Genomic DNA, 696 nt, shown 5'->3' with positions numbered 1-696 from the left:
CTTCCTGGGTTTCCAACGTGCCGGATTCAGCCTCGTTCGAGGCGACGAAGGCTTGGTTGTCCGGCAGCGTATCGACGTTGACCGGCTCGCGGTTGACATAGACCAGCGGGATCTTGGCCGCGGCAGCCGCGTCCGACATCGCCTGGGTGGCCGAGGTATCGACCGGGTTGACGATGATGGCGTCGACGCCCGAGGCGGCGAAGTTCTTGATCTGGTCAAGCTGCTTGGCGACGTCGTTCTGCGCGTCTTCGACCTGCAGTTCGACACCGCTCATGCCCTTGGCCTGCGCGATCATGCCGTTGCGCAGAACGGTCAGGAAGTTGTCGTCGAAAAGCGCCATCGAAACGCCGATCTTGGCGGCGAAGGCGGACGAACTCATAAGCGCCGACAGTGCGACGCCCAAAAGCAGTTTCTTCATTGTATTTCTCCTCCACATTGGTGTCCGGCTGCACCGATCTTTTGCCCGGAATCCCCGATCTCCCGAGGAATCTCTCCCGCTTTCTATTCCGGTTCCGGAGGGCGCCCTTTGCATGATGGAACGCCAAGTCCTCTGTTTGAAACAGATGTTCCGGAACGAAAGAACCAAAATACCCAGTTCGTGAAATATTTATTCCATTTCAGGCGGCGGCGTCAAGGGCGAATCGGAAGCCCGGCGCCGGATTTTCGGACTGGCCTGATAGATTCTATCATTTCGCC

Annotated in this window: 1 protein-coding gene; it reads right to left on the bottom strand. The window is 58.2% G+C overall.

The features are described from left to right. On the bottom strand, nucleotides 1-418 hold a 418-nt coding region (locus EN742_RS36810; RefSeq protein WP_148670609.1), incomplete at its 3' end, for a substrate-binding domain-containing protein. Nucleotides 419-696 lie beyond the last annotated feature (278 nt).

The organism is Mesorhizobium sp. M4A.F.Ca.ET.020.02.1.1, assembly GCF_004022645.1.
In the GTDB taxonomy this organism is placed as follows: Bacteria; Pseudomonadota; Alphaproteobacteria; order Rhizobiales; family Rhizobiaceae; genus Mesorhizobium.
The sequence above is the reverse complement of the archived record's forward strand: the minus strand, read 5'-3'. Positions and strand labels throughout refer to the sequence as shown.